The following is a 22,863-nucleotide window of genomic DNA, read 5'->3' as shown; positions in this document are numbered from 1 at the left end:
GTTTTTCATTCAGCGTGCACCCGACCGCCCACATATCGATCAGGATTCCTATTCATGCGGAATATTTTCAGCCACCGGCAAGATGGCGACGGCATTGGTCCGATGCAATTCCATAAAACAAATGAAATCGATACCTCTCAGGCCGCGAATTATCATCACGGTTTCGCATTACCGTCAACTCGTGCGTCCGTTCAATCCCGAGCCGAATCTCATCTCACGGCCCCTTGCCTTTCGAGACAGAAAACCATCATCATCCGGCTTGCCGACAGGCAATCACACATCGACACCACAATCATCAAGCCTTTGTTGAAATTGAGAAATTTGCCAAAAAATGTGAACATTCGTCAACAGACACACTTACCTCACAAGCTATCTCGATATTCGATTCGCCCATTCGTTTTGTTTCTTTATTTTATTAACTTGTAAAAATATTTCGAGATAGCATCTCAATAATTTTTATAAATTAAGATAGAAACTTTTTGAATGGACGAACCATAGCCCACCATGGTTAGAATGCGAATTCCGTCAAAACAAACCCATCCATGCGCTCATCCTGCTTGCCCTGCCTCCCTCAGGCGGGCACCTCACCTACTGAGCCCGCGCGGCATAACGAGCCATGTCGTCCTGCGAGAAAGGAGGATGAAGCAGATTGTTTGCAGGTCGAAGCGGCAGGCCACGGCGAAACGATCGTTGACTTGATTGGCGGCCACTCCCGATGGAAGCAAAACATTCGTTCACAGGCGATGGCGGCTTCCACGGCGAACAGGCCGGACCCCGACGGCGACCTCTTCGAGACACTTCACGCGCAATACTGGCGTGCGCTGACGGACCCGCACACCGCCCTTTCCGGCTCGTGGGAGGAACAGCAGGACGCGCCCGCGACACCTGCCGCCCCTGTCACGCACGATTCGCACGACGTCCTGCCGACACCGGAAAACGCGGCCGGAGCGGGTTCCATCGAAGTGCTGCTGTCGGGCGAACGCTGCCTTGAAGATGCCTTCGGGCGCCTGGAACGGCATCCAGTACCGGATCCGGAGATCGAATCCGTGCCGGAGGTGTTGCGCCTCTTTGCGCCCCCCGAATTTCACGCGGCCGAGGCCGGCCGCACGTCGGCCCTGCCGCCTCCGCTCACTCGTCGCGAGCATCACGCGCTGTCGGTCGACAGCCCGCTCGCTGCGCCAGCCGCCATGAAGAATGACGCATGAACACGCCGCCTGTTGCGGGAGCACCGCATCGCCACGATCGGAACGACCTGCCGATCGCAGCCCGGATCGCGCGGATCGAATCACACATTCGCGCGCAACCGACCACCGCCGCCCATCGTTGGGCACTGTTCCAGTTGCTGTGCGTAACGGGCGACTGGGCACGTGCCATGATTCAGCTTCAGACGTGGGCGAAGCTCGAACCGCAACAGGTGCAGACAGCGCAGCTCTTTCGCGACCTGATCCGGGCCGAGCGCTGGCGGCAAAAGGTCGTTACGGGACGTGAACGCCCGGGTTTCGTCCTCGAGCCGGCTCCGTGGGTAACGGAACTGTCGCTCGCACTGCGGCTGGCTGCCGACGGCCAATGCGAACACGCCGACGAAGCGCGCGAAAAGGCGCTCGACGCAGCGCCGCTCATCGCCGCACGCACGCCACGCGGCGTCGCTGGCTGGATTGGCGACAGCGATTCGCGTTTCGGCCCGATCTGCGAAGTCATCACGGCCGGACATTACCGCTGGTTGCCGTTCGCCGATCTCGCCGGGTGGCGCATGTCGCCCCCCGTGAACCTCATCGATCTCGTCTGGGCGCCGTGTGTGCTGACGCTGACCGACGGCAGCGTCTTGCGCGGCTTCATGCCTGCGCGCTACCCCGGCTCGGAGGCTGCGGCCGATGCGCTGCGTCTCGGCCACGAGACGGTCTGGCATGAATCGGAACGTACCGCCGTCATCGCGCTCGGCCAGAAAACCTGGGCGACGGAGCATGGCGATTTCAGCCTGTTCGAGTTGGCCGACACCGAATTCGGTGTGCATGCCCTGAACGGCGCCACCGCCGGGGGACAAACCGGTGACTGAACGCAGGAAGTCTTCCGCCGCCATCGACGCGCTCAACGCACGCCCCCCGCGGCGAGCGAATACGCACCTGATGCCGACCCTGCTCGACCGGCTGCGCGACGACGCGCCGCAGCGTCTGGCCGAAACCCCCGAAGAATATGCGGTCACGCGCAAGCAGATGCGCGACATCGTACAGCGCGATCTCGCGTATCTGCTCAACACGACGAGCATCGAAGACCAGCTCGACCGCGAGCGCCACCCGCAGGCGGCCGCGTCGACCGTCAATTTCGGCGTGCCGCCGCTGGCTGGAACCTTTCTCGCGTCGCGTCAGTGGAATGACATCGAGCGGATGATCCGCCAGGCCATTACCGATTTCGAGCCGAGGCTGATTCCCGATTTCCTGGTGGTCGCCCCCCGTCAGGCGGCCGACGCCGGCGACCATCGCAACGTGCTCGCGTTCGAAGTGCGCGGCCTGATTCGCATGGACCCGTATCCGCTCGAATTCATGGTGCAGAGTTCGCTCGATCTCGAAACGAGCGAGATCCGGATCACCGGCACGCGCTCCGGCTGAGCACGGCGCGGCACAACGACAACGAGGCCAATCCGATGGACCCGCGACTGCTCGATTACTACAACCAGGAACTCATCTACATGCGCGAGCTCGCCACCGAGTTCGCGCACGCGCACCCGAAAATCGCGCGCCGGCTCGGCATGCAGGCCGGCGAAGTGGCCGACCCCTATGTCGAGCGCCTGATCGAGTCGTTCTGCTTCATGGCTGCGCGCATGCAGCTCAAGCTCGATGCTGAATTCCCGCGCTTCACGGAACGGCTGCTCGATGTGATCTACCCGAACTACGTCGCACCCACGCCATCGATCGGGGTCGCGCGTCTGTTTCTTGGCCAGACCGAAGGCAATCTGGCCAACGGGTATCGCATCGCACGCGGCACGTCGTTCGAGGCACGTATTCCCGATGGAGAAAAGACTGCGTGCCAGTTTACGAGCGGGCAGGACGTGACACTCTGGCCGCTCGCGATCACCGATGCGCGCCTGACCGGCGTTCCGCCCGACATTCCCGCGCTCGATCGCTACGCTCCACCCGACAGGCAGGTACGCGGCGCGCTACGGCTGCGACTCGCGACGACGGACGACGTGCGCATCGACGACCTGAAGGGACTCGACCGGCTGCCCGTCTATCTCGCCGGCGACGAGCAGGTCGCATCACACCTGTTCGAGTTGCTGCACGTCGCGAGTGTCGCGTCCGTCATTGCCGCGCCAGGCGAATTCGGCGCGTCGGGCCGGCCGCCCGCGGTCGTCACGCACAATGCGGTCGAACACGAAGGCTTGCGTCCCGATCAGAATCTGCTGCCGCTCACCTGGACGAAATTCCACGGGCACAACCTGCTGCATGAATACTTCGCCTGTCCGGCGCGGTTCTGGTTCTTTGCGCTCAATGGCCTGTCGGAAGGCCTGTCCCGCGTGAACGGCCGCGAAATCGAAATCGTCGTGCTGCTCGACCGCGCGCCGGGCCAGTTCGCGAACCTCGTCGACGCGTCGCGCTTTGCGCTCTTCTGCACGCCCGTCATCAACCTATTCAAACGGCATACCGACCGCATCGAGATTTCCCCGCGCGAGACCGAGTTTCATCTGGTACCCGCTCGCCTCGCGCCGCTCGACTACGAAGTGTTCTCGGTGGAGACCGTGTATGGACAGGTCGCGGCGACGTCGGACGAGCTGGAATTCCGTCCGCTTTATCAGACGCTGAACAACGATGAAGGCAATCACAGACGGTACTTCTCGACGCGGCGCGAACGACGGCTCGTGTCCGATTCGGCGCGCCGTTATGGCACACGCACGCCCTACGTCGGCACCGAAGTGTTTCTGTCGCTTGTCGACCAGAACGAGGCCCCCTATGACGAGAGCATCCGCTTCCTGTCGGTCGATGCGCTGCTGACGAACCGGGATCTCGCCACGCTCGTGCCGCGCGATGGGGTGCGAGACCTGACGACGGAGGAATCCGCGCCGGTCGAGAGCATCGGTCTCATCCGCGCCCCGAGTTCACCGAAGGCGCCCTATGCCGAACGCGAGATGGCATGGCGGCTGATCCGCCAGCTCAACTTCAACTACCTGCCATTCGAGGATCTGGATCACCGCGAAGGCGGACAGGGACTGCGCGACCTGCTGCGCCTGTACCTGTCGGACGACAACACCGAAGACCTGCGGCAAGTCGAAAGCCTCGTCGGTGTGAAGACGCGCCCGGTGACACGCAAGCTGCCGGGTACCGGCCCGATGACATTCGGGCGCGGCATCGAGTGCGCGCTGACCGTCGACGAAACCGGTTTCTCCGGTGTAAGTCCCTGTTTATTCGGCGTGATCCTCGAGCACTGGCTGGCGCGGCACGTGTCGATCAACAGCTTCACGCAAACCGAGCTGCACTCGATGCAGCGCGGCCGCATCGCACGCTGGCCGGTGCGTGTCGGCGCGCGCGGGGTCCTGTGATGAAGCGTGCCACCCTGCCGGCGCTGGTGCGCGACAGCACGCTCTCACCCGAACTGCTCGAACGCCTGCAGGCCGAGCCGTGGCGCTTCGGGTTCCTGTCGTTGCTGCGGCGTATCGGCGCGAACGCGGCGATCGACCCGGTGGGCACCGCACGCCGGCCGCAAGCTGAGCCGTTTCGTCTCGGGCAGCAGCCAAGTCTCGCCTTTGCGCCGCGCGAAGTCGCAAGCGTGCAGGAAGCCGCGGGGCGGCTCAAGGTGCGGCTTTTCGGTCTCGGCATGCTCGGACCCAACGGCCCGCTGCCGATCCACGTCACCGAGATGGCGAAGGATCGCGAGGACAGCCGCCGCGATACGACGACGGTCGACTTCTTCGACATTTTTCATCACCGGTTCCTCACGCTGTTCTATCGCGCGTGGGCATCGGCGCAGGCGACGGCGGGGCTCGACCGGCAAGACGACGAGGCGTTTTCGTTTTACGTCGCGAGCCTCACGGGTCAAGACACCGCGGAAATCGGACGGCGCCCCCTGCCCTCGCACGCGCGACTTGCGGCGTCCGCGCATCTCGTACGCGAGTCGCGCAACCCGGATGGACTTCGCGCCACGCTCGAACACTACTTTGGCGTGCCGGTAGCGATCGAGGAGAACGTGTTTCACTGGATCGAAATCGATCCCGCCGATCAGGGCCGCATGGGCCGCCCGGGTCCCGCCGCAACGATGGGACGGGCCGCGATGCTCGGCCGCGTGGCGCCGGACCGCCAACACCGATTCCGCATCGTGATCGGCCCCATCGATCTCGACGCGTATCTGCGCTTCACGCCGCAGGGCGAGGATCTGCCAAGTCTCGTCGAATGGGTACGGGCATTCGTCGGCTACGAACTGGAATGGGAGCTCGAACTGCGCATCAAACCCGAAAGTGCACCGCCGGCAGTCATGGGCGGCCGGCAGCGCATCGGATGGTCCGGGTGGCTGGGCCGCCCGAATGCCGATCGCCCGATTACCGGCATGCAGTTCGAACCCGAACGTTATGTGCGGCATTTCACGCATCGCACGACTGAACCCGAAAATCGACGATGAGCAAAAAACAGTCAGCCCGACAGTCCGAATCCGGCAAGGGCTCCGTGAAGGACGCGCGGCATCACGACTGGCTCGCGCCCGTGAGCGATACTGCACCCTGCGGCCCCGACCTCGAATACGACCATGATTTCGTCGTGCTGTTCGCGAGCGCGACACCGAAGCAGGACGTGCAATATGGCGCGTTCGTCGGCTCGCCCGATCCCGTCAGCTGGAGCGAGCTCGAGCGCGACTGCCGACGACTCATGCGGCGCACGAAGGACATACGTGTCGCCGTGCTTTATGCGCGATGTCGTACGCGGCTTGGCGGTGCTGCCGGCCTCGCGGAAGGCACCGGCCTGCTTGCCACCTGGCTGGAAACGTTTGCCGGCCACGTTCATCCACAGCCCGACACCGATGGCGAGCACGACACGGCACGCGACATGCGAATGAATGCACTACAAGCGCTTGTCGACCCCGATGGGCTGCTGGCCGACATTCGGGAAATCGTGCTCGCGAAGTCGACGCTGACGCGGCTGCAGGTGCGCGACATCGAGCGTGCGTTCGCGCGTCCCCGGCCGGCCGACGCACTCGCGCCGGAGTCGGTTGCGCAACAGTTGCGGGACCTGCGCGTCCAGCAGCCGGCGATGATGACCGGGTTCGACGATGCGATCGCCCATCTTGCGGCGATCGATGCGTGGTGCGCCAGTCATCTCGACGCGTACCAGCCTGACCTGTCGCCGCTGACGCGGCTGCTCGGCAAGTTGACGGCGGCCGCATCGGTGCATACGGTCGAACGGAAAGAAGCATCCCAGGAACCTGCTCCGGCCGCCGACGAATCATCAGGGAGCGATGCGTCAGCGCTGCTCGAACCGGTGAATGCCGGACCGGTCCGCGCCGCCGAACGCACGACGGTGCAACCGGGATTCGCGCCGGTTGACCGTCAGGCGGCGCTTGCGTTGATCCGAACGGCCCGAACATGGTTCGAAACCCACGAACCGAGCAGCCCGATTCCGGTGTTGCTCAAGCGCGCGGAGCAGTTCGTCGGCAAGCGCTATGCCGACGTTGTCAAGGCGATTCCGGCCGAGCTTCTTGCGCAGTGGGAAGAAATCGATAGTGGCCGGTAGCATCGGCTTCGCTACTGAAACGCCACCTCCGCAAAGCTCCTCAGCTTCCGGCTATGCAACCGGTCCAGCCCGTTGGTGCGCAGGATCTCCATCGCCTTCACGCCGATCTGCAGGTGCTGGTCGACCTGCGCGCGATAGAACTGATCCGCCATGCCGGGCAGCTTCAACTCGCCGTGCAGCGGCTTGTCCGACACGCACAGCAGCGTGCCGTACGGCACGCGGAAGCGGAAGCCGTTCGCGGCGATCGTCGCGCTTTCCATGTCGAGCGCGATCGCGCGGCTTTGCGACAGCCGCAGCACCGGCTCGCGGTGGTCGCGCAGCTCCCAGTTGCGGTTGTCGACGCTCGCGACCGTGCCCGTGCGCATCACGCGCTTCAGTTCCGCGCCGTCGAGCTGCGTGACCTGCGCGACCGCCCGCTCGAGCGCGACCTGCACTTCCGCCAGCGCCGGAATCGGCACCCACAGCGGCAGGTCCGCATCCAGTACGTGATCCTCGCGCACATAGCCGTGCGCGAGCACGTAGTCGCCGAGGCGCTGCGTGTTGCGCAGCCCCGCGCAGTGACCCAGCATCACCCATGCGTGCGGACGCAGCACCGCGATGTGATCGGTGATCGTCTTCGCGTTCGACGGGCCGACGCCGATGTTGACCATCGTGATGCCGCTGCCGTCCGCGCGCTTCAGGTGGTACGCGGGCATCTGCGGCAGGCGCGGCGGCGCGACGCCTTCCGATGGCTCGCCGCCGAGATTCTCGTTGTAGGTGACGACGTCGCCCGGCTCGACGAACGCGCAATACTCGCTGCGATACGCGCGCACCGCCGGATCGTCGCTCTCCGTCATCATCGTGCGGCCGAGCTTCACGAACTCGTCGATGTAGAACTGGTAGTTCGTGTAGAGCACGTAATTCTGGAAATGCGTCGGCGACGTCGCCGTGTAGTGGCGCAGCCGGTGCAGCGAGAAATCGACCCGCGCGCCCGTAAACAGCGCGAGCGGATGCGGCTCGCCCGGCGCCGGCTCGTAGGTGCCGTTGACGATCCGGTCGTCGAGATTGGTGAGGTCGGGCGTATCGAACACGTCGCGCATCGCCATCAGGCGGTCGCGGTCGAGTTCGCCTTCCAGGTGGATGCCTTCGGGAAATGCGAAGTGAATCGGGATCGGCTGCGACGACACGCCGACCTCGATCTGGACCTGGTGGTTCTTCGTGAGCAGCCGCAACTGCTCGCGGTAATAGTTCGCGAAGAGATCGGGGCGCGTCACGGTCGTTTCGAACACGCCCGGACCGGCGACGAAGCCGTACGAGCGGCGCGAATCGACATGCGTGTTGACGTCGGTGCGAATCCGCACGAACGGGTAGCACGCGCGAACGTGCTCGGTGATCGGCTCATGACGGCGATAGCGCGCGAATGCATCGCGCAGGAAACCGGTATTCGCGTCATAGATCGCGGACAGCCGCGCGACGGCGGCAATCGGGTCGTCGAATCCTTCGACCGGCGGGCTTCCCGGGGTCTGTACCCGGTGTCTGCGGTTCAGATCGTTCTTCATTTTCATCACCTCGTCTGATGAACCGACATTACCACGGAACTCCGCCGGCCTGCCGGGCGTGGCGCGCGAGACAGCGGCCGGCCGACGCCCAGTATTTGCTAAAATCGAACCGTTAATTGGGAGAATCACAATGAAGCCGCTCATTCTCGTCGCCGCTGCCGCCGCGTTCGCGGTCGCCGGCGCCGCTCACGCCGCTGGCGGCACGCCGAGCGCGGACGCGCAGGCCCAGGCCGACGCCAACGAAGCCGCCGGCCTGCCGGATCTCAGGAAAATCAACCGGCCGGGCGCGGAAGTCACGTCGAAGGTCGATTTCAGCGAAATCCGTCGCACGCCGAGCTTCCACGAGAAAAGCAAGAACGGCACCGAGGTCACCGAATACCGCGATCGCGGCAAGCCGGTCGAAATCGACGTGAAGTCGAACTTCGGCACCCGCTACCAGATGAGCGCGTCGCCGGACACGTCGCCCAAGCCGCACGACGCAGGCGTGCCGATCACGCGCCTGCCGTCGGTCAACCTGCATTACTGACGGTTCGCCACGCGCCGCGCTCGACGACGAACGCGGCGCGCCGGCTCTCCCCGCCCGCCCTTTTTGCGACGCACGCGCCTGCGTGCCGCCAACCTGACTCGACGTTTCTCGCATGGCCGTTTTCACTGCTGTTTCCGATTCCGATCTCGCGCACTGGATGCGCCACTACGATCTGGGCGACGTCGTCGCGTTTCGCGGCATTCCGTCCGGCATCGAGAACAGCAATTTCTTCCTGACGACGACGCGCGGCGAATACGTCCTCACGATCTTCGAAAAGCTGACAGCCGGGCAGTTGCCGTTCTACCTCGACCTGATGCGCCACCTCGCCGCGCACGGCGTGCCGGTGCCCGACCCGATCCCGCGCGACGACGGCGCGCTGTTCGGCGAACTGCACGGCAAGCCCGCGGCGATCGTCACGAAGCTCGATGGCGCGACCGAACTGGCGCCCCGCGTCGATCACTGCATCGAAGTCGGCCAGATGCTCGCGCGCATGCACCTCGCCGGCCGCGACTATCCGCGCAATCAGCCGAACCTGCGCAGCCTGCCGTGGTGGCAGGACAACGTGCCGGCGATCGTGCCGTTCGTGTCCGACGCGCAGCGCGCGCTGCTGGAAGGCGAACTCGCGCATCAGGCGCAGTTCTTCGCGTCGGCCGACTACGCGGCGCTGCCCGGCGGCCCGTGCCACTGCGACCTGTTCCGCGACAACGCGCTGTTCGCCCATGCGGCGCCCGGCACCGGCCACGCGGTGCGGCTCGGCGGCTTCTTCGACTTCTACTTCGCCGGCTGCGACAAATGGCTGTTCGATGTCGCGGTGACCGTCAACGACTGGTGCGTCGATCTGGCGACCGGCGCACTCGACGCCGCGCGCGCGGATGCGCTGCTGCGCGCGTATCAGACGGTGCGGCCGTTCACGCCCGAGGAGCGGCGTCACTGGAGCGACATGCTGCGCGCGGGCGCGTACCGCTTCTGGGTATCGCGCCTGTACGACTTTTACCTGCCCCGTGCGGCCGAGATGCTCAAGCCGCACGATCCCGGCCATTTCGAACGCATCCTGCGTGAGCGTCTCGCCCATACGCCCGCGCTTCCCGAGAGCCATACCGCATGCAACTGATCGAAGTGCCCGCCAAGACGGGCTATGTCTGGTTCCGTCAGGGCATCTGGCTGTTCCGCCGGAATCCGCTCGCGTTCATCACGCTGTTCTTCACCTATCTGCTGGCGATCACGCTGGTGTCGATGGTGCCGGTGATCGGCGCGGCACTGCCGCTGCTGTTCATCCCCGGCATCGCCGTCGGCTTCATGGCTGCCTGCCGCGACACCATCGCCGGCAAGGTGGTGATGCCGACGATCCTCGTCGACGGGTTCCGCTCCTACGGCCACGTCGCCACGCAACGGCTGCTCGTGCTCGGCGTGGTGTACGTCACGTCGATCGTGCTGGTGTTCGCCGCGTCGGCGGTGATGGACGGCGGTGCGCTGTTCCATATCATGATGGGCGCGGGCACGGAAAACGCGAGTCCGGAAACGCTCGCGTCGCAGGGCATGCTCGGCTCGCTGTTCGTTGCCACGCTGCTGTACGTGCCGGTCGCGATGATGTTCTGGTTCGCGCCGGTGCTCACCGCGTGGCACGACATCCCCCCGGCGAAGGCACTGTTCTTCAGCATCGTCAGCTGCTGGCGCAACCGCGGCGCGTTCCTGGTCTACGGGATGCTGTGGTTCGGCATCGCGATGGGCACGTCGGTCGCGCTGTCGCTGCTGCTGCAGGCACTCGGCGCCGGCGCCTATGCGCTGACGATCATGATGCCGGTGACGATCATCATCGTGACGATGCTCTACTGCTCGTTCTACGCGACCTATCGCGGCTGCTTCGGCGTGCAGGAGCCGAGCGCGGTGCAACAACCGCCCGCGGCCAGCTGAGCCGCCATGCCGGCCCGCGCACGCGCGCGGCCGGCCGCCCCTGTTCAAGCGCGCCCTTTGCGCGCACAATCGTTCGTACACGAATAGTTTGTGCCGCTGCCCGGCACGACCGGATCATGAATCGCCCGCCCCCGCCCCCGCAGACGCTCGACGAGCAATTGTGCTTCGCGCTCTATTCGACTTCGCATGCGATGACGAAAGCGTACAAGCCGCTGCTCGACAAGCTGTCGCTGACCTATCCCCAATATCTGGCCATGCTCGTGCTCTGGGAGCGCGACGATGTGGCGGTCAAGGACATCGCCGCCCGCCTGGCACTCGACCCCGCGACCGTCACGCCGCTGCTCAAGCGCCTCGAGGCGCTCGGCTACGTCGAACGCGCGCGCAGCGCCGACGACGAGCGCGTCGTGAACGTGCGCCTCACGCCCGACGGCGCCGCGCTGAAGGCAAAGGCGCGTTCGGTGCCGGCCGACCTGTTCTGCGCGATGCGGCAGACGCCCGAGTTCCTCGTCCGCTTGCGCGCCGATCTCAAGCAGTTGCACGACGCGCTGTCCGCCGACACCGACTGCTGACGGCGGCGACTGCCCCCCCGGTGGCCGACCCCAGCCGCTGCCCCCGAGACGCCCGCCCGGCCTGGCCGGGCAATTTTTTGCAAATTTAATTTGCGCACTAATGTTTAGTGTTCTATATTTCTTCCGTGGCCGGCGGCAATTCGCTTAGCCGGGCCGCTTTCCTCAATCCCGACGGGAGCAGCACGATGAACATTCTGTACAAGACGAGCGCAACGAGCACGGGCGGCCGGGACGGCCGCGCGATTTCGGCCGACAACAAGCTGGACGTGAAGCTCGCCGCCCCGCGCGAACTGGGCGGCACCGGCGCGGAAGGCACGAACCCCGAGCAGTTGTTCGCCGCCGGTTATTCGGCGTGCTTCCTGAGCGCGATGAAGTTCGTCGCGGGCCAGAGCAAGCAAGCGCTCCCCGCCGACACGACGGTCACCGCGGAAGTGGGCATCGGGCCGAACGACGCGGGCGGATTCGCGCTCGACATCGAGCTTCGCGTGTCGCTGCCCGGCCTGGAGCAGTCGTCAGCCCAGGCGCTCGTCGACAAGGCGCACCAGGTGTGCCCGTACTCGAACGCGACGCGCAACAACGTGCCGGTGCGGCTCGTGCTCGCCTGACGCGACGCGCGTCCCGCAAAAAAAAAGGGCGCGTGCGGCTGTTCGCCGCACGCGCCCTTTTTGCGCGGATTGCCGGGTGGCCGGATGGGTGGCCGGCGCGCGATCAGCGCGCGCTCATCCAGGATGCGCGGCTCGAGGACGAATCGCGATCGAGCTTGCGCATGCGGAATTCGAGGTCATTCAGATCGCTCGCACCTGCCAGGTAAGCATTGGCGCGCTCTTTCGCGGCCTGCTCGGAAGACTTCGTCAACATCAGGAACAGATGGCTCAGCAGGTACATGATCGATCTCGCAAATCCAAGGGTTTTTACTTAGGTGTTTACCCGCATTATAGGGAAAACCCCTACCCCCTGCCAGCGACGATCAGGCCGTGTGTCGCGCCCTCGCCACGACGCGGCGATGCGGCTCGAAGAAAGACCATATCAGCGCGCTCGCATCGGGACCGACCGCGGCATGGAACGGCACCGCCTCGTCGCCGCCCGACCAGGCGTGATCGAGCCCCTTCACGTGGCACAGGCGCACGACCGATTTGCCTTCACGCCGGTAATCGGTCGTCGCCGCGCCATGCTCATGCGTCTCGATCTGCTCGGCGCCCGACAGCATGCCGTGATTGTCGGCCAGCCCGTTCAGGCGCAGGAACTCGACCGCCAGATGATCCGCATTCTTCGGCGCGACAACGCGGTCGCCGTCGCCATGCACGATCAGTGCGGGCATGCCGGGGTATGTGCCCGGCGCCACCAGCGCGTCCACCAGCGCGGCGGGGTGGTGCCGCAGGCCGCGTCGCATCACGTCCATTGCCGTGATGCCCGAATGCGCCTCGCCGAATGCGGGGCCTGAATGCAGCGCGACCGCCGCGAAGCGCGCCGGCGCATGCAGCGCGAGCAGCGACGCCAGGCCGGCACCGGCCGACAGCCCCGCGACATAGACGCGCGACGCATCGAAGCCATGCTGGTCGACGAGCGCGCCGACGAGCGCCGCGACCGTGTGCGCCTCGCCGCGGCCGGCGCGCTCGGTATCCTCGTACCAGTGCCAGCAGCCGTGCGCGTGCGCGCGCAGCGACTGCTCCGGATACAGCACCGCGAAGCCGTGCTGATCGGCCAGCAGGTTCATCCGGGTGCCTTGCGCGAATTCGTCGGCGTTCTGCTGGCAGCCATGCAGCATCACGACAAGCGGCATCGCGCCGCGCCGGCCGCCAGACGGCACGTACAAGCCGTACCCGAGATGCTGGACGAGCCGCCCGACGGCCGGCGTCATCGGATACTCGCCGCGTGTCCATTCGCCGGCCGCCCACGCGGCCGCGCGCGGCCGCACCCGCGACTCGCGGACGGCGGGCGATGCGGGCAGGTCGGGCTCGGCATGCGATGCGGCGGCCTCGATGACGTCGATGACGTCGAGTGCCGCGCGTTGCGCTTCGTGCGCCGCGCGCTTCGCCTGCGGGTTCAGCATGCGCCTCACGCCGCTCAGCCACATTTTTGTCAGACTTTTCGTCATCAATCGGGCTCGCAGTCAGAAAGTGGGGACACCACGAATGGCGCGGTGCATTGACTTTGTGCAATGCACAATATCACTGTTTGCGGGATTTATCCTGCGCGCGATGCGTTCCCGCGACGCAAAAAATCGGACGATCGGGCGGGCGCCGCTATACTGATGGCTCGTCGCTTGTATTCGTTGTAGTCGCTCTGCCCGGCTCGCGCGTTAAATAAGCATTCATCTCGCCTCAGCCTGTCTTCCGCCCCCGATGTTCGACCTGCCGTCTCACCTGTGGATTTCGATCACCGCGCTCGGCGGTGCCGGCCTGACGCTGCCGCTCGCCGTCACCATCGCGATCTGGCTCGTGCTCGGCTATTCGTGGCGCCGCGCCGCAGCATGGCTTGCCGTACTGGGCGCCGCGATCGGCGTCGTCGCGCTCACGAAGATCGCATTCCTCGGCTGGGGCATCGGCATTCGCGCGTGGAATTTCACCGGGTTCAGCGGTCACGCGATGCTCTCGACGTCGGTCTATCCGGTCGCGATGTTCCTGATGCTGATCCGCGCGCGCACGCCGATCCGGCTGGCCGGCATCGCGCTCGGCCTCGCCGCGGGCGTCGCGGTCGGCGTGTCGCGCGTCGCGCTCGACGCGCATTCGCCGTCCGAGTCGATCACCGGCTGCATCGTCGGGGCGCTCGCCGCACTCGTGTTCATCTACGGATCGTGGCATGCCGAGCCGCACCGCTGGTCGGTGGCGGCGGTCGTCGCAAGCCTCGCACTGGTCACCGTCGCGCTGCACGGCATCACCGTGCCGTCGCACCGCTGGGTCACGCAGGTCGCGCTGCAACTGTCCGGCCATGAGCGCCCGTTCGTGCGTGCGCGCTGGAAGGCGAATCCGAACTACCGCCCGGCGTCGCACCCTGCGACGCTGCAGCGCACCGGCGCACACGACCGCGCGCTGCGCGCGTAAGCGGCGGCGGGCCGTCGCCGCCCACTCCCGCCCTCACCGACACGGGCAACCCGCGTTCACGCACGAGCAAGGCCCGGTGCGCGCGCCCAGCCGCATGACACGTATGCCGAGCGTTATCACCCCGTCTATATTACGATTACGGTTCAGCTCACTCGACCGATTCCGCCATGCGCTCATCCGTCCGCCCGCTTCGCCACGCCCTGCGCCGCCTGCTGCCGCTCGCCGCGCTTGCCTTCGGGATCGCGCTGCATGCGCCCGCGCAGGCCGCCGACGACCTCGTCGTGTCGGCGGCCGCCAGCCTCACGAATGCGTTCAAGGCCGTCGGCGACGCGTATGAGAAGCAGCACCCCGGCGAAAAGATCCTGTTCAACTTCGGCGCGTCGGACGTACTGATGCAGCAGATCGCCAAAGGCGCGCCCGCCGACGTGTTCGCCTCCGCCGATCAGAAAGCGATGGACCGCGCCGCCGCCGAACAGGTAATCGCGCCCGCCACGCGCCGCGACTTCGCCGCAAACTCGCTCGTGCTGATCGTGCCGGCGGATCGCCCCGGCGTGCCGGCGTCGCTGCGCGAGCTGGCCGCGCCGGGCATCAGGCGCGTCGCGTACGGCGACCCGGCCTCGGTGCCGGTCGGCCGCTACACCGAGGGCGCGCTGAAGGCGGCGGGCGTCTGGGACGCCGTCAGCGCGAAGGGCGTGCTGGCAGCCAACGTCCGCCAGAGCCTCGACTACGTCGCGCGCGGCGAAGTCGACGCCGGCTTCGTGTTCGGCACCGACGCGGCCATCATGCCGGGGCGCGTCAAGGTCGCGCTGACGGTGCCGACGCAGACGCCGATCACCTACCCGATCGCGGTGGTCAAGGACAGCCGCCATGTGGGCCAGGCGCAGTCGTTCGTCGATTTCGTCCTGTCGCCGCAGGGTCAGGCCGTACTCGCGAAATTCGGCTTCAAGCCCGCCACCGCCCACTGAGTCCGTCACGATGCACGATGCCTGGGTCCCGTTGCTGCTGTCGCTGAAGGTTGCCGGCTGGGCGACCGCGCTCGACGTCGTGCTCGGCGTGGCGGCCGGCTACGCGCTCGCGCGCTGGCGCTCGGGTGCGCGCGACGTGGTCGACTCGCTGCTGACACTGCCGCTCGTGCTGCCGCCGACCGTGCTCGGCTACTACCTGCTGGTGCTGCTCGGGCGGCGCGGCGTGCTCGGCGCGTGGCTCGACGGGCTCGGCATCCAGCTGGTGTTCACGTGGCAAGGCGCGGTGATCGCGTCGATGGTCGTCGCGTTTCCGCTGATCCTGAAATCGGCGCGCGCCGCGTTCGAGGGCGTCGACCCGCAGCTCGAACGCGCGGCGCGCACGCTCGGCCTGAGCGAGACCGCCGTGTTCTTTCGGGTGACGCTGCCGCTCGCCGCGCGCGGCATCCTCGCGGGCGCGCTGCTCGCGTTCGCGCGCGCGCTCGGCGAATTCGGCGCGACGCTGATGATCGCGGGCAACCTGCCCGGCCGCACGCAGACGCTGTCGGTCGCCGTCTACGCGGCCGTACAGGCCGGTGACGACAGCACCGCGAATGTTCTCGTGCTGGTCACGTCGATCACGTGCGTCGTGGTCCTGCTCGCGGCCGGCCGCCTCGTGCCGCCGCGCGCGTTGACGGGGGTACGCTGAGATGAGCCTCGCCGTCGACATCCGCAAGACCTATGCGACCGCCGAGCGCCGCTTCGAACTCGACGTGTCGTTTGCGGCGGCGGCGCAGCGCGTCGTGCTGTTCGGGCCGTCGGGCGCGGGCAAGAGCCTGACGCTGCAGGCGATCGCGGGGCTGCTGACGCCGGACGCCGGCGCGATCGAACTGAACGGGGAGCCGCTGTTCGACTCGGCGCGCGGCATCGACATCCCGACCCGCGCACGCCGCATCGCGTATCTGTTCCAGGATTACGCGCTGTTTCCGCATCTGAACGTCCGCCAGAACATCGCGTTCGGTCTGATGCCCGGCTGGCGCAACCCGCGCGCGAAATCGCTGCCGCCGGAAGTCGCGTACTGGCTGCGCGCATTCGATCTGGAAGGGCTCGCCGGCCATTATCCGGGGCAGCTTTCCGGCGGGCAGAAGCAGCGCGTCGCGCTTGCGCGCGCGCTCGTCGCGCAACCGCGCATCCTGCTGCTCGACGAGCCGTTCTCGGCGCTCGACGGCGCGATGCGCGCGCGCATGCGTGACGAACTGGCGGAATTGCAGGCGCGGCTCGACATTCCGATGGTGCTGATCACGCACGACCCGGACGACGTCGCCGCGTTCGGCGATCAGGTCGTGCAACTGCACGAAGGCCGCGTGCGGGGCGGCACGCCGCACACCGCATGGACGAGCCGCGTGGCGTGACGCCGCGACGGCACGGCCTGACGCGAGACTCGGCCCTCGTCGCGAATACGCCAGGCATCCGCGGCGGCACACGCGTCGCGAACGGCAGTCCCGGCGGCAACGCACGCACGCCGCATGTGACCGCCCGGTGGGCCTGTCGCTAGCCCGTGACGGCGAGAATCACGCTCGACGCCTTGAACAGCGCGATCGCCGGCTGGCCGGCGGCGAGCTGCAGCGCGTCGACGCTTTCGTTCGTGACGATCGCGGCCAGCGTCCCGCCGCCGTCCAGCGACAGCGTCACCTCGCTGTTCACCGCGCCGCCCTTGACTGCTTCCACGACGCCGCGCAGCTGATTGCGCGCCGACAGCCTGAGCGCCGGCGCGCCGCCCTCGTCGACCGCAAGCAGGATCCACGACGCCTTGACGAGCGCGCAGGCGGGCGCGCCGACCTGCAGGCCCAGCGTCTCGGTGCTTTCGTGCGTCAGCACGGCGACGATCGTCTGCCCGCCGGGCAGCGTCAGCGAGACCTCGTCGTTGACGGCACCGCGCGCGATCGACGCGACCTTGCCGAACAGCTGATTCCGCGCACTCGTCTTCATTCCGATTCTCCCGATCAGCGCCCAATCGACTTCGAAGCCGGCCACCGCCGCACTCGCCGCGTCGATGAAGCGGCGATGCTCGCGCTCGATCGCGCGGAACGCGGCGATCAGCGCCGACGCGCGCGGCGTCAGCACCGTGCCGCCGCCGCCCCTGCCGCCCGTCGAGCGCAACACGAGCGGCTCGCCGGCCAGGTTGTTCATCGTGTCGACCGCCTCCCAGGCGGCCTTGTAGCTGATGCCGACCGCCTTCGCGGCGCGCGTGATCGAGCCGGTCTCGCCGATCGCCGACAGCAGCGCGATGCGCGTCGCACCGCCCAGTGTCTGCGCGCCGGCGCGCAGCCATAGCTCGCCGCCCAGTTCGAGCGGCTCGGCGGCAGGCGGCAGGTGCGGATCGGGATTCATCGGTCGTTCGAAAAAAGTCGGAAGGGCATTATAGGGTCAGTGGCCAGTGCCGCCGCTCAGTTCCGCTTGCCCGCGATTTTCGGCGGCCGCAGCGCGCCCAGCAGCGCCTCGGCGTCGCGCACCGCGTGCTGTTCGAGCGCCGCCCCGTAGCCGCGCACGAAGCCGAGCTGATACGGCAACGCACCCAGTTGCTCGAGGCGGTGCAGCGCGATGACCGTGTCGTTCGCGTCGCCGAGCACGGTCTGCACGCGCGCGAGCGTCTTGACCGTTTCGCTGCGCGTGCGGCGCGACGCCAGCGACGCGAAGAACTCCAGCGCATAGCGCAGGCGCTTCGCGTCGATGCGCACGCGGTGCCGCGCGGCCGCATCGAGCGTCGCGAGCGCCGGTACGCCGTACAGACGGCCGAACAGGCGCTGCACGCGCGTCGCGGCGTGCCGCTTGAGCGACGGCGCGTCGTCGGCGACGATGGGCGGCAGCGCGAACCCGCTCAGCCTCTCGAGCCAGCCGATCGTCAAACGGGCGTAACGCGCCGAATTCAGCGCGTGCCGCAACTCGACGCGTGCCGCCGCGCACTGCGCACGCGCCGCGTCGCACGTGCCGGCCCAGCCCTCCGTGCCGTTGCCGTCGGCGGCCATCAGCGCGGGCAGCAACTGTGTCGAAAACACGTCCCAGTCGCGCACCGCGCCGAGCAGCCCGGCGAGCCAGCGCAGATCGTCCGCGAACGCCTGCTGCCAGCCGCCATCCGCATAGCGGGGAAACAGCCGCATCAGGGTACGCAGGCGGCGCAGCGCGACGCGCATCTGGTGCACGAATTCGGGATCGTCGGCGGCGAGCACGCCGGCTTCATTGCCGAGCCATTGCTCGGCGACGTTGCCCGCAAGCGCGAACAGCGCCGCGCGCTGCGTGCGGATGCCGGTCAGGTCGACGAGCCGCGCCTTCACCGGCGCGCTCGCCGCCAGCGTGCCGTCGCACGCGCGGTCGATCAGGCTCGCCAGCTGCGCGAGCGCGGGCCACGCGCCGCTCAACTCGCGTGCGGCGGCGAACAGCGCGCGCAGCGCGGCGGCGCGTGCGCCCGGTGTCGCATCGTCCGGGGCGGCGAGACGCAGCTCGCAATGACGCCGCGGCGCGGCGCCGTCGTGGATCGTGACGTCATCGAGCGTCATCTCGACCGTCACACCACTGTCGTCAGCCCAGTGGCCGCGCCGCCGGTCGCTGACGAGTTGGATGCGCGCCATCGTGGATGGCGCCGGCTGCCCGGATGCTTCCGGCTGTTCGAGTGCTTCCGTTTGCTTCGTTTTCCCGGATTGCCCGGACGGGTCGGCCAGCTCCGCCCCCGGCTCCGCGACGACGATGCCCGCATGCTCCGCGTCGAACAACTCGCGTAGCGTCACGCCAGGCGCGAACGCCTGCGCGCGCGACGCGACGACGCGGCGGCCCTGCGCGGACGTTTCCACCCACGTCCGCCATGGGGCGCCAGGGCTCGGCTCGGCCTCGACGAGCCGGCACGGCTCGATCGTCAGGCGTTCGCAGCCGCGGCGCATCCTGACCTGCGGGCAGATCCGCCATGCGCGCCCGAGTTCGGTGCCGAAATCCCGCTGCGCGCTCCGCGCGCGGCTCGCGCCGGCCGGCTGCCAGCCCTCCAGCGACAGACACAGCACGATTTCCAGCACGCGCGACATGGAAGCTCCTGCTCGGGAGGATCCGCCGGCGGCCCCTTTGCCGCCGGCGTGGTTCCTCGATCCATCTTCCATAGTACACGGGGCCAAACCATCCTGGGCGCCCGACCGGCGGCTCTGTGCCGGATGGGTCAAGGCATGCGCCGTGCAATGCGCGCGCCGCCGCATTGTGACGGTTTGCCGACAGCCGCCCGATGTCGGCGTAGACTGTAGGGTTTCGTCAGACAGCCGCCTTACAAGCCTTCATGAACCACGACGCCCGCAGACACCTCCGCGCCAACCTGCTGATGCTTGCCGCCGCCGCGATCTGGGGGTCGGCTTTCGTCGCGCAGCGGCTCAGCCTCGACGTGATCGGCCCGTTCCTGTTCACCGGCCTGCGCTTCCTGCTCGGCGCGGCGGTGCTCGTGCCGCTGCTCGCGCTCAACGCCGCGTCGCGCGCGCACTGCGCGGCGATCCGCCGCGCGCCCGCGCTGCTGCTGCCCGGCGTGGCGCTCGGCTGCCTGCTCGCGGTCTCGATCTCGCTGCAGCAGATCGGCCTGCAGTACACGCGTATCGCCAACGCGGGCTTCATCAGCTCGCTGTATGTGGTCCTCGTGCCGCTGATGGGCATCTTCGCGCGCCACCGGATCGGCGCCGGCACCTGGTTCGGCGCGCTGCTCGCCGCGATCGGGCTGTATTTCCTGAGCGTCGACGAGCATTTCTCGATGCTCTACGGAGACTGGTTCCAGCTGGCCGGCGCGGTCGTGATCGCGGCGCACGTGCTGGCGGTCGGCCACCTCGCCCGGCGGCACGACCCGCTCGTGCTGGCGTTCATGCAATTCGTCGTATGCGGCGCGCTCTGCCTGGCGGCCGGCCTCGTCGTCGAGCCGATCAGCGTGCCGATGCTGCGCGGCGCGCTGCCGACGCTCCTCTACGGCGGGCTGCTGTCGGTCGGCGTCGGCTATACGCTGCAAGTGGTCGCGCAGCGCGACGCCGCGCCCGCACACGCGGCGGTGATCTTCAGCATGGAAGGCGTGTTCGCCGCGATCGCCGGCTGGGCCGCGCTCGGTGAAACGCTGACGCTGCGCGGGCTCCTCGGCTGCGCGCTGATGCTCGCCGGCCTGCTCGCGTGCCAGCTGTTGCCGCGCGGCGCCGACCGGAAGGACGAGGACGCGCTGCCGGCGTGACCGGCGCGCGGCCGACCCGCGCTCCCTGCAATAATGACGCTTTCCTTCCGGCCCCATACTGACGGGCCGGTCATTTCCGGAGTGATTCCTTGATTCAGCTCTTCGCGCTCATCGGCGCGTTGTTCCTGGTGGCCCTCAACGGTTTCTTCGTCGCGGCCGAGTTCGGCCTCGTCAAGCTGCGCGCCACGCGCGTCAAGACCCTGGCCCGCAAGCACGGGCTGCGCGGCCGCATCCTCGGCATCGTCCACGGCCGCCTTGATGCGTACCTGTCCGCGTGCCAGCTCGGCATCACGCTCGCGTCGCTCGGCCTCGGCTGGATCGGCGAGCCCGCGTTCGCGCAACTGATCGGCCCGCTGCTCGCGCTGCTCGGCGTCACGTCCGCGCCGCTCGTGCATCTCGTGTCGCTGGTGTTCGCGTTCTCGCTGATCTCGTTCCTGCACATCGTCGTCGGCGAGCTGGCGCCGAAATCGATGGCGATCCGCGAGGCGGAGAAGGTCGGCCTGTGGGTCGCCCTGCCGCTCTACGGGTTCTACTGGGCCATGTATCCGGCAATCTGGGTGCTGAACACGAGCGCCAACGCGGTGCTGAGGCTCGCCGGGCTTTCCGCCGACCACGGCGGCGACGCCCATTACTCGACCGACGAGCTGAAACTCATCCTGCGCAGCCGCCGCAATGCCGGCGGCGCATCGCAATCCGCCCGCGCGACCTACAGCAACGACGAGTGGAACACGCTCGCGCATTCGCTCGACTTCTCGTCGATGACCGTCTCGGACCTGATGCGGCCCGCCAACGAGATGATCGGGCTGCGCCGCGACATCCCGCTGCAGGACAACATGCAGGTGGTCGCGCGGCACCGTTTCAGCCGCTATCCGCTGTTCGAGGACGCGTCGTGCGAGGCGGTGAGCGGCCTCATCCACCTAAAGGACCTGCTGCTCGCGCGGCATGCCGGCGCGGCGCTCGACGATCTGTCGGACTACGTGCGCCCGGTGCAGTACGTGAAGCCCGACACCCCGGCGCTGGACCTGTTCCGGCGTTTCCGCAAGGGCGCGCCGCATTTCGCGCTGGTCGGCAACAAGAACGAAAAGCCGATCGGCTTCCTGACGCTCGACAACCTGCTCGGCGCGCTGGTCGGCCAGATCCACGACGAGTTCCGCCAGGGCGCCGCCGACTGGAGCCGCCTCGACGACGGCACGCTGATGGGCAAGGGCAGCCTGCCGGTGGTGTCGCTCGAGCAGGCGCTCGGCATCGACATCGACGAAGGGCGCGCGGAATCCGTCGGCGGCCTCGTGATCCAGGCGCTCGGCGACCTGCCGGCCGAAGGCCAGCGCGTGTCGTTCGAGCGCTTCGACGTCGTCGTGAAGAAAATGAACGGGCCGCGCATCGTGCTGGTGCGCGTCTATCCGAAGATCGCGAAGGAAGCCGACGAATGACGGCGGCCCGTCGCGCCCCTGCCCGCCGCCCGTCCCCGGCGGGCCGGATCCCGGCATGACCGGTTCGCGTCCGCTGCCGCCCTGCTACGTCGTCACGCCGGAACCGGCGTCCGCGTCGGAGGCGGACTGCGCGGCGTTCCTCGAGCGCCTGTCGGCCGTGCTGGCGCGCGGCGAGACGCTCGTGCAGTTGCGCGTCAAATCGTTCGATCCGGATGCGTACCGGCGGCTCGCCGCCGCCGCGCTCGCCCACTGCGACGCGGCAGGCGCGCGCCTGATGCTCAACGGCAGGATCGATGCGGAATCGGTCGTGCGGCTGGGCAATGCGGGCTGGCACCTCGACGGCACGTTGCTGCGCGCCGCCGCGCAGCGGCCGCTTCCGGCCGGACGGCTCGTCAGCGCCGCCTGCCATACGCTCGCCGAACTGCAGCACGCGGAGCGCATCGGCGTGGATTTCGTCACGCTGTCACCGGTGCTGCCGACGCTGAGCCATCCCGGCGCGCCGACGCTCGGCTGGGCGCGCTTCGCCGAATGGGCCGCGCAGGTCGCGCTGCCGGTCTACGCGCTCGGCGGCATGACCCGCGCGCATCTGGCCGACGCGCGCCGCCACGGCGCGCACGGCATCGCGGGCATTCGCGGTTTCTGGTGACGTTGGCTAGGGCCTGTTCACGCTAATAACGGGCTTGCGAACGAGCCTTGCCGGCTGTCCCCCAAGGGGACTTCCTGCGGGCGCGTGCAAGGAGGGAGGAGCGCCGTTTGGCCGAGCCAAACAAGCGACGACCGACGCCGCAATGCGGCCGGCAAGGCTCGTTCCCCTGTCTTTGAAAAATTCCTTCGTGGGGCTGGCCGCCAGAAGGGCCGATCGCCGCGTCATGCTCCTCGCGAATACGTCGAGTATTCGCTTCGTCGCATTCCTCGCGCTCGGCCCTTCTGGCGGCCAGCGCAAGCCCGTTATTAGCGTGAACAGCGCCCT

23 protein-coding genes are annotated in these 22,863 nt (G+C 67.6%); 18 read left to right on the top strand and 5 right to left on the bottom strand.

The genetic code is table 11. The annotated features are described in order from the left end of the window. Window positions 1-653: 653 nt before the first annotated feature. From LIG30_RS24655 to LIG30_RS24630, 6 genes are read left to right on the top strand one after another with little or no spacing between them, the layout of a single operon-like run. A complete protein-coding gene (locus tag LIG30_RS24655; protein WP_235510395.1) occupies window positions 654-1,205 on the top strand; it encodes a TagK domain-containing protein in 552 nt (183 codons plus the stop codon). Next, window positions 1,202-2,053, top strand: coding sequence for a type VI secretion system accessory protein TagJ (locus LIG30_RS24650; RefSeq protein ID WP_038716403.1), 852 nt, complete (start codon window positions 1,202-1,204; stop codon window positions 2,051-2,053). Before LIG30_RS24655 ends, LIG30_RS24650 begins: the two co-directional genes overlap by 4 nt. Continuing rightward, complete coding sequence (gene tssE, locus LIG30_RS24645) at window positions 2,046-2,603, top strand: type VI secretion system baseplate subunit TssE (RefSeq protein ID WP_038716402.1); 558 nt, start codon at window positions 2,046-2,048, stop codon at window positions 2,601-2,603. Before LIG30_RS24650 ends, tssE begins: the two co-directional genes overlap by 8 nt. A gap of 35 nt (window positions 2,604-2,638) precedes the next feature. Further along, window positions 2,639-4,528: a type VI secretion system baseplate subunit TssF gene (gene tssF / locus LIG30_RS24640; protein WP_038716401.1), complete on the top strand. Its 1,890-nt coding sequence runs from the start codon at window positions 2,639-2,641 to the stop codon at window positions 4,526-4,528. Then, a complete protein-coding gene (gene tssG, locus LIG30_RS24635; RefSeq protein ID WP_038716399.1) occupies window positions 4,528-5,601 on the top strand; it encodes a type VI secretion system baseplate subunit TssG in 1,074 nt (357 codons plus the stop codon). The genes tssF and tssG overlap by 1 nt, the downstream gene beginning before the upstream one ends. Next, window positions 5,598-6,704, top strand: coding sequence for a type VI secretion system protein TssA (locus LIG30_RS24630; protein WP_038716398.1), 1,107 nt, complete (start codon window positions 5,598-5,600; stop codon window positions 6,702-6,704). Before tssG ends, LIG30_RS24630 begins: the two co-directional genes overlap by 4 nt. Window positions 6,705-6,715: 11 nt before the next feature. Here LIG30_RS24630 and LIG30_RS24625 read toward each other — a convergent pair whose 3' ends face one another. Further along, complete coding sequence (locus tag LIG30_RS24625) at window positions 6,716-8,242, bottom strand: AMP nucleosidase (protein ID WP_038716413.1); 1,527 nt, start codon at window positions 8,240-8,242, stop codon at window positions 6,716-6,718. Window positions 8,243-8,372: 130 nt separating this feature from the next. On the opposite strand from LIG30_RS24625, the gene LIG30_RS24620 reads away from it, so the two are divergent. The 5 genes from LIG30_RS24620 to LIG30_RS24600 all read left to right on the top strand — a co-directional run bounded on the left by LIG30_RS24620 (window position 8,373) and on the right by LIG30_RS24600 (window position 11,853). Then, entirely contained in the window at window positions 8,373-8,768 is a 396-nt protein-coding gene (locus LIG30_RS24620; RefSeq protein WP_038716397.1) for a hypothetical protein, read from the top strand. Window positions 8,769-8,880: 112 nt separating this feature from the next. After that, window positions 8,881-9,879: a homoserine kinase gene (locus tag LIG30_RS24615; RefSeq protein ID WP_038716395.1), complete on the top strand. Its 999-nt coding sequence runs from the start codon at window positions 8,881-8,883 to the stop codon at window positions 9,877-9,879. Continuing rightward, window positions 9,870-10,679, top strand: coding sequence for a BPSS1780 family membrane protein (locus tag LIG30_RS24610; RefSeq protein ID WP_038716394.1), 810 nt, complete (start codon window positions 9,870-9,872; stop codon window positions 10,677-10,679). The genes LIG30_RS24615 and LIG30_RS24610 overlap by 10 nt, the downstream gene beginning before the upstream one ends. Window positions 10,680-10,795: 116 nt before the next feature. After that, window positions 10,796-11,248, top strand: a complete 453-nt coding sequence (locus tag LIG30_RS24605) for a MarR family winged helix-turn-helix transcriptional regulator (RefSeq protein ID WP_038716393.1) — start codon at window positions 10,796-10,798, stop codon at window positions 11,246-11,248. 185 nt (window positions 11,249-11,433) lie between these two features. Then, window positions 11,434-11,853 (top strand): organic hydroperoxide resistance protein, encoded by a 420-nt coding sequence (locus LIG30_RS24600; protein ID WP_038716391.1) that lies wholly within the window; start codon window positions 11,434-11,436, stop codon window positions 11,851-11,853. A gap of 103 nt (window positions 11,854-11,956) precedes the next feature. On the opposite strand, the gene LIG30_RS25780 is transcribed toward LIG30_RS24600, so the two are convergent. Both LIG30_RS25780 and LIG30_RS24595 read right to left on the bottom strand, forming a co-directional pair. Further along, entirely contained in the window at window positions 11,957-12,133 is a 177-nt protein-coding gene (locus LIG30_RS25780) for a DUF3563 family protein (protein WP_083494172.1), read from the bottom strand. Between the two features lie 82 nt (window positions 12,134-12,215). Next, complete coding sequence (locus tag LIG30_RS24595) at window positions 12,216-13,343, bottom strand: extracellular catalytic domain type 1 short-chain-length polyhydroxyalkanoate depolymerase (RefSeq protein ID WP_038716390.1); 1,128 nt, start codon at window positions 13,341-13,343, stop codon at window positions 12,216-12,218. A 247-nt stretch (window positions 13,344-13,590) separates the two neighbouring features. Here LIG30_RS24595 and LIG30_RS24590 point away from each other — a divergent pair, with 247 nt between their 5' ends. The 4 genes from LIG30_RS24590 to LIG30_RS24575 all read left to right on the top strand — a co-directional run bounded on the left by LIG30_RS24590 (window position 13,591) and on the right by LIG30_RS24575 (window position 16,642). Further along, a complete protein-coding gene (locus LIG30_RS24590; RefSeq protein ID WP_038716389.1) occupies window positions 13,591-14,289 on the top strand; it encodes a phosphatase PAP2 family protein in 699 nt (232 codons plus the stop codon). 167 nt (window positions 14,290-14,456) lie between these two features. After that, window positions 14,457-15,254, top strand: coding sequence for a molybdate ABC transporter substrate-binding protein (gene modA / locus LIG30_RS24585; RefSeq protein WP_038716388.1), 798 nt, complete (start codon window positions 14,457-14,459; stop codon window positions 15,252-15,254). Window positions 15,255-15,264: 10 nt separating this feature from the next. Then, a complete protein-coding gene (gene modB, locus LIG30_RS24580) occupies window positions 15,265-15,939 on the top strand; it encodes a molybdate ABC transporter permease subunit (protein ID WP_038716386.1) in 675 nt (224 codons plus the stop codon). A 1-nt stretch (window position 15,940) separates the two neighbouring features. Continuing rightward, complete coding sequence (locus LIG30_RS24575; RefSeq protein WP_038716385.1) at window positions 15,941-16,642, top strand: ATP-binding cassette domain-containing protein; 702 nt, start codon at window positions 15,941-15,943, stop codon at window positions 16,640-16,642. Window positions 16,643-16,781: 139 nt separating this feature from the next. On the opposite strand, the gene LIG30_RS24570 is transcribed toward LIG30_RS24575, so the two are convergent. Then, the gene (locus tag LIG30_RS24570) at window positions 16,782-17,621 is read right to left on the bottom strand and encodes a TOBE domain-containing protein (protein WP_038716384.1); all 840 of its coding nucleotides are present in this window, start codon (window positions 17,619-17,621) and stop codon (window positions 16,782-16,784) included. Between the two features lie 56 nt (window positions 17,622-17,677). Continuing rightward, on the bottom strand, window positions 17,678-19,300 hold the full coding sequence (locus LIG30_RS24565) for a CHAD domain-containing protein (RefSeq protein WP_038716383.1): 1,623 nt from the start codon (window positions 19,298-19,300) through the stop codon (window positions 17,678-17,680). A gap of 242 nt (window positions 19,301-19,542) precedes the next feature. Here LIG30_RS24565 and LIG30_RS24560 point away from each other — a divergent pair, with 242 nt between their 5' ends. From LIG30_RS24560 to LIG30_RS24550, 3 genes are all read left to right on the top strand, one after another. Next, entirely contained in the window at window positions 19,543-20,463 is a 921-nt protein-coding gene (locus tag LIG30_RS24560; RefSeq protein WP_038716381.1) for a DMT family transporter, read from the top strand. 89 nt (window positions 20,464-20,552) lie between these two features. Beyond that, a complete protein-coding gene (locus LIG30_RS24555; protein ID WP_038716380.1) occupies window positions 20,553-21,893 on the top strand; it encodes a hemolysin family protein in 1,341 nt (446 codons plus the stop codon). Window positions 21,894-21,948: 55 nt separating this feature from the next. Next, the gene (locus LIG30_RS24550) at window positions 21,949-22,539 is read left to right on the top strand and encodes a thiamine phosphate synthase (RefSeq protein WP_038716379.1); all 591 of its coding nucleotides are present in this window, start codon (window positions 21,949-21,951) and stop codon (window positions 22,537-22,539) included. Window positions 22,540-22,863: the final 324 nt, after the last annotated feature.

The organism is Burkholderia sp. lig30 (genome assembly GCF_000687455.2).
Classification (GTDB): domain Bacteria; phylum Pseudomonadota; class Gammaproteobacteria; order Burkholderiales; family Burkholderiaceae; genus Burkholderia.
Note: the sequence above shows the minus strand (reverse complement) of the source record. Positions and strands in the feature narration are given on the sequence as shown.

Excerpts from the sequence above, each read along its gene's own strand:
- LIG30_RS24615 (WP_038716395.1), top strand. The coding sequence starts at position 8,881 with ATGGCCGTTTTCACTGCTGTTTCCGATTCCGATCTCGCGCACTGGATG.
- modB (WP_038716386.1), top strand. The coding sequence starts at position 15,265 with ATGCACGATGCCTGGGTCCCGTTGCTGCTGTCGCTGAAGGTTGCCGGC.
- LIG30_RS24610 (WP_038716394.1), top strand. The coding sequence starts at position 9,870 with ATGCAACTGATCGAAGTGCCCGCCAAGACGGGCTATGTCTGGTTCCGT.
- LIG30_RS24650 (WP_038716403.1), top strand. The coding sequence starts at position 1,202 with ATGAACACGCCGCCTGTTGCGGGAGCACCGCATCGCCACGATCGGAAC.
- modA (WP_038716388.1), top strand. The coding sequence starts at position 14,457 with ATGCGCTCATCCGTCCGCCCGCTTCGCCACGCCCTGCGCCGCCTGCTG.
- LIG30_RS24570 (WP_038716384.1), bottom strand. The coding sequence starts at position 17,621 with ATGAATCCCGATCCGCACCTGCCGCCTGCCGCCGAGCCGCTCGAACTG.
- LIG30_RS25780 (WP_083494172.1), bottom strand. The coding sequence starts at position 12,133 with ATGTACCTGCTGAGCCATCTGTTCCTGATGTTGACGAAGTCTTCCGAG.
- LIG30_RS24625 (WP_038716413.1), bottom strand. The coding sequence starts at position 8,242 with ATGAAGAACGATCTGAACCGCAGACACCGGGTACAGACCCCGGGAAGC.
- LIG30_RS24630 (WP_038716398.1), top strand. The coding sequence starts at position 5,598 with ATGAGCAAAAAACAGTCAGCCCGACAGTCCGAATCCGGCAAGGGCTCC.
- LIG30_RS24605 (WP_038716393.1), top strand. The coding sequence starts at position 10,796 with ATGAATCGCCCGCCCCCGCCCCCGCAGACGCTCGACGAGCAATTGTGC.
- LIG30_RS24560 (WP_038716381.1), top strand. The coding sequence starts at position 19,543 with ATGAACCACGACGCCCGCAGACACCTCCGCGCCAACCTGCTGATGCTT.
- LIG30_RS24590 (WP_038716389.1), top strand. The coding sequence starts at position 13,591 with ATGTTCGACCTGCCGTCTCACCTGTGGATTTCGATCACCGCGCTCGGC.
- LIG30_RS24600 (WP_038716391.1), top strand. The coding sequence starts at position 11,434 with ATGAACATTCTGTACAAGACGAGCGCAACGAGCACGGGCGGCCGGGAC.
- tssG (WP_038716399.1), top strand. The coding sequence starts at position 4,528 with ATGAAGCGTGCCACCCTGCCGGCGCTGGTGCGCGACAGCACGCTCTCA.
- LIG30_RS24595 (WP_038716390.1), bottom strand. The coding sequence starts at position 13,343 with ATGACGAAAAGTCTGACAAAAATGTGGCTGAGCGGCGTGAGGCGCATG.
- tssF (WP_038716401.1), top strand. The coding sequence starts at position 2,639 with ATGGACCCGCGACTGCTCGATTACTACAACCAGGAACTCATCTACATG.
- LIG30_RS24550 (WP_038716379.1), top strand. The coding sequence starts at position 21,949 with ATGACCGGTTCGCGTCCGCTGCCGCCCTGCTACGTCGTCACGCCGGAA.
- LIG30_RS24620 (WP_038716397.1), top strand. The coding sequence starts at position 8,373 with ATGAAGCCGCTCATTCTCGTCGCCGCTGCCGCCGCGTTCGCGGTCGCC.
- LIG30_RS24575 (WP_038716385.1), top strand. The coding sequence starts at position 15,941 with ATGAGCCTCGCCGTCGACATCCGCAAGACCTATGCGACCGCCGAGCGC.
- LIG30_RS24565 (WP_038716383.1), bottom strand. The coding sequence starts at position 19,300 with ATGTCGCGCGTGCTGGAAATCGTGCTGTGTCTGTCGCTGGAGGGCTGG.